This window comes from Salidesulfovibrio brasiliensis JCM 12178 (assembly GCF_001311825.1).
GTDB lineage: Bacteria > Desulfobacterota > Desulfovibrionia > Desulfovibrionales > Desulfovibrionaceae > Pseudodesulfovibrio > Pseudodesulfovibrio brasiliensis.
The window spans coordinates 1-4438 of the sequence record NZ_BBCB01000138.1; the positions used below are offsets into that span (position 1 = coordinate 1).

Annotated in this window: 5 protein-coding genes; all 5 read left to right on the forward strand. The window is 61.3% G+C overall.

Annotated elements, in window-relative coordinates:
* A partial coding sequence (locus JCM12178_RS17000) for a YIP1 family protein (RefSeq protein ID WP_054653136.1) occupies nucleotides 1-882 on the forward strand: 882 nt, incomplete at its 5' end.
* Nucleotides 883-889: 7 nt separating this feature from the next.
* The gene (locus JCM12178_RS17005; protein WP_054653138.1) at nucleotides 890-1231 is read left to right on the forward strand and encodes a hypothetical protein; all 342 of its coding nucleotides are present in this window, start codon (nucleotides 890-892) and stop codon (nucleotides 1229-1231) included.
* 98 nt (nucleotides 1232-1329) lie between these two features.
* Entirely contained in the window at nucleotides 1330-2541 is a 1212-nt protein-coding gene (locus tag JCM12178_RS17010) for an OmpA family protein (RefSeq protein ID WP_054653140.1), read from the forward strand.
* A 156-nt stretch (nucleotides 2542-2697) separates the two neighbouring features.
* Nucleotides 2698-3891: a 12,18-didecarboxysiroheme deacetylase gene (gene ahbC / locus JCM12178_RS17015; protein WP_054653142.1), complete on the forward strand. Its 1194-nt coding sequence runs from the start codon at nucleotides 2698-2700 to the stop codon at nucleotides 3889-3891.
* Nucleotides 3892-3906: 15 nt separating this feature from the next.
* Nucleotides 3907-4438, forward strand: a 532-nt coding sequence (locus JCM12178_RS17020; protein WP_218185664.1) for a porphobilinogen synthase, incomplete at its 3' end; no start/stop codon positions are given.

The following is a 4438-nucleotide window of genomic DNA, read 5'->3' on the forward strand; positions in this document are numbered from 1 at the left end:
GCCGCACCGCAGCGTCACGAACCTCAGCAGGCCGACGGCGAGCAACAGGGCGAGCGCCCTGACCTGCTGCCCGGCCTTGAAGACCCGAGGCACGACAAACACGAAGAGCTTTGGGACCGGCTCGGAGGCATGACCCCTCCGGAAGAGCAGCAGGACCACGAACCGCCGTATCACGAGGAAGCGCCGATCCCCGAGTGGATCAAGCGCCGCGAACGCGAAGCCGAGGCAGAGCAGGAGATTCCCGGAGCCGTGGAAGGCGTCAAGCCGCCGTTCGAGGATCTGGAGCACTTCGGTTTCTTCCCGGGCCTGTTCGAGACCATCAAGCGCATCTGCCTTGCCCCGCGCCTCTTTTTCGAGGCCATGCCGCTCGGCAACGGACTCGGCAGACCGCTCGTCTTCGCGCTGCTGATCATCGTGCTGCACGATATTTTCCAATCCATCTACATGTATACAGGGATCGTGCCCCTGCCGACCTTCCAGGGTGAAGTCATCCAGATGCCCGCCATCGGCATGGGCTCGCAACTGGCGCTTACCGTGCTCTTCTCGCCCATCTCCGCGGCCGTGGCCCTATTCCTGATATCGGGGATATACCACGCCATGCTTGTGCTACTGCGGGCCGCCTCGGGCGGATTCGAGGCGACATTCCGGGGCGTGGCCTACGGGACAATCCCCGTCCTCATCGGGTTGATTCCGCAAGTGAGCGACATCATTTCGCAAGTCATCTTCGTTTTCGCATCATCGTGGTTCATGGTGCTGGTTATCATTGCCTGGCAGGCCATGCACAGGACATCATACCTGAAAGCAGGGCTGGCCATCATTCTGCCGCCTCTTGTGATAATGCTTCTGTTCTTTGCGGCAGCGGGGTCGGTGCCCACGGTGTAGGAGGACTATGGCGATACTGGACAGAATTCGGAACTGGTGGGGGCAGCACAGGGCCCGCAAGGCCCTCTCGCGCGAGGTCTCGCCGCTCGGTATCCGCACCATGGCGGAAGAGGTCGGCGAACTGGCACGCCTTGCCGCGCAGGTATCCGCCTCCACCCCCGAACTCATCCAGCTCACCGAACAGATCAAGGACGAGATGGAAAAGCTTGAAAATCTCACGGCACAGCCGGAATTCAAGAAGCTCTCCACCGGCCAGCGCATCCTCCTGCGTCAGGGGCTGCTGCAATCCAAAGAACAGCTTCTGCAGTCCATCGACAAGGCGGCCTCGCCAACACATCGCCTTCAGTAACCCCGTCCCGGTACGATACTTGCTTCATCCGGTGTGATTTCATCCGTCGCCGTCAAGAAAACGGCACGGCTTTCGCGAACCCGAACACCGGTACGGCCATGAAAAAACTATTTCTGCTTTCGGTTCTGCTCTTTCTGGGGGCCTGCGCCTATGTGGACCCCAGCATTACGGACCAGACCAAGATCATCACAGACGCCAAGGTCCGCCGCTCCGAGCTGGTGGTCGCCGTGGCGCCGAAAGCCAAGAGCTATCGGCCCCTGACCGCGCTGTGCTACCCCTTCCACGTACAGCAGCCCACCCCGGATTACCGGCACATCGGCAAAACCTTTGCCAACATTTTTTACGGCGAGTGGATGCGCAAGCGTCTGTTCCCGACCATGGAATTCGACGACACCCTCGTTTACTACGGCAAGCGGCGCGCGCTGGCCGAAGCCAGAAAACGCGGCGCAGACCTGCTTGTGCTCGGCTTCATTCCGTATTTTTACGCAGGCTCCACGCTGGATGACACCGCGCTGACCATCCAGTCCAACATCTACGACGCCAAGACCGGCATCCTGCTGTTCAGCATGGCCCAGTCCGGGCGCATCGAAGAGCGCATGGACGAGGACTGGATATACTTCAAGCACAAAACACGCATGAGCGACAGCCCGTTCACCAAGCTCATCACAAGCATTGCCGCGGACATGGCCATCCCGCTCCAGTCCTGGCTTCCGGCTCCGGACACGCCCTACAACTTCGCCAGCAACCGCAACCAGATCGTCAGTGCGCTGACGAATGACCCCGCAGCCATGGGCGCTCAGGGCGGTACCGCCGGGAGCATGAACGGCTCGGGCACCAACGGCGGCGCAGGCGGCTCCGGAGGCAGCGGCGGCACTGGCACAAATGGAACGAACGGTGCCATGGGTTCCGGAGATTCCGGCAGTGGTGCCATCGAACGCGACCTCTCCCAGTCCGGCCGCGATATTCCCGGCGTGAACCTCGACATCCGCTTCGACGTGGACAAGGCCACCATCCGGCCCGAGTCCTATCCGCTGCTGGACGAGCTCGGCGACGCGCTCAACTCGCCCAAGCTCAAGGGCAAGAGAATCATCGTGGCCGGGCATACCGACTCCACGGCGAACGACCGCTACAATCTGACGCTGTCCATGGCCCGAGCCGAATCCGTGAAAAAGTATCTCGTCATGAAGCACAGCATCCGGCCGAACCTCATTGAGACCGTAGGATACGGCGAAAGCCGCCCCGTGGCCGACAACAGGACCGACGCCGGAAAGCAAAAGAACAGGCGGGTGGAAATCAGGCTCGCCGAGTAGGAATCATTCTTGACTTGTCCGCCCGAAGGCTTACATACGTAAGCGTCCCGGGCGAGAGGGGATGGGACTGCGGTCTCATCCCCCTTTTTTCGGGTTTTCGCCTGTCGGCATTTGTGATACGCCACATCCACACGTAATAAACAAGGACATTACCATATGATCGGCATTTCGAAACTTTACTGCGGCACTGTGGAACCCTCGGACGCGCTCCGTTACGGACGCGACTCCGGCAAACTGCCCTCCCACCTGCTGCAGTTCGCAGAAGACAAGAAGCCCGTGGTGGTCTGGAACATGACCCAGCGGTGCAACCTCAAATGTGTGCACTGTTACGCCCACGCCGTGGACCCGAGCGATCACAAGGATCCCATCGACACGGATCAGGCCAAGGCCATTATCGACGACCTCGCCCAGTACGGCGCTCCGGTCATGCTCTTCTCCGGCGGCGAACCGCTCGTGCGCGAAGACCTGCCCGAGCTGGCCAGCTACGCGACCAGCAAGGGAATGCGCGCGGTCATCTCCACCAACGGCACGCTCATCACCAAGAAAAAGGCCCGCGAACTCAAGGAAGTGGGCCTCTCCTACGTGGGCATCTCCCTTGACGGCGCCGAAGAGGTGCACGACAAGTTCCGCGGCGTAAAGGGCTCCTACAAGCAGGCCCTCAAGGGCGTGGAGAACTGTCAGGAAGAAGGCCTCAAGGTCGGCCTGCGCTTCACCATCAACAAGCGCAACGCCCCCGAAGTCCCCCACCTCTTCCGCCTGCTGGAAGACATGGAAGTTCCCCGCATCTGTTTTTATCACCTCGTCTACTCCGGACGCGGTTCCGAACTCATCAAGGAAGACCTGAACCATCAGGAAACCCGCGACATCGTGGACCTGATCATGGACGAGACCCGCGCCCTCTTCGACAAGGGCAAGGAAAAGGAAGTCCTGACCGTGGACAACCACGCTGACGGCCCCTACGTCTACTTCCGCCTGCTCAAGGAAAACCCGGAACGCGCCAAGGAAGTGCTCGAGCTGCTCAAGTGGAACGAGGGCAACTCCTCGGGCCGCGGCATCGGCTGCATCTCCTGGGACGGACAGGTTCACGCAGACCAGTTCATGCGTCACCACACCTTCGGCAACGTGCTTGAGCGCCCGTTCTCCGAAATCTGGACCGACCAGAACATCGAGCTGCTGCACAAGCTGAAGGACAAGCGCCCGCACGTTAAGGGCCGCTGTGCCGAGTGCCGCTTCCTGAACATCTGCGGCGGCAACTTCCGCGCCCGCGCCGAAGCCTACTACGACGACTTCTGGGCGCAGGACCCGGCCTGCTACCTCACCGACGAGGAAATCTCCGGCGAACCGCTCTAAGCAAACGGAGGCTTCATGTCCTTTTTCGACTTCCACCGGGGACGCAGGCTGCGCAGCGGTCCGACCATGCGCGACCTCGTGCGTGAAAACGAGGTGCTCCCCCGTGACCTGATGATGCCCTACTTCGTTGTCGAGACCGATGACGAGGACTTCCAAAAGCCCATCGGCTCCATGCCCGGACAGTTTCAGCTTTCCATGAAACAGCTGAAAAAACGGGTGGACGAGGCCGTGGCCATGGGCATGAAGAGCTGCATCCTCTTCGGCATTCCCGCCGAAAAGGACCCCGAAGGCTCGCAGGCCTACGCTGACGAAGGCATCGTTCAGGAATCCATCAGGATGCTCAAGGACGCCCACCCGGACCTCATCGTGGCCGCCGACACCTGCCTGTGCGAGTTCACCTCCCACGGTCACTGCGGCCTTCTGAGCCCCACGGGCGAAGTGCTCAACGACCCCACGCTGGAGCTGCTGGCCGAGACCGCCCTCTCGCAGGTGCGCGCCGGAGCCGACATCGTGGCCCCGTCCGACATGATGGACGGCCGCGTGGCAG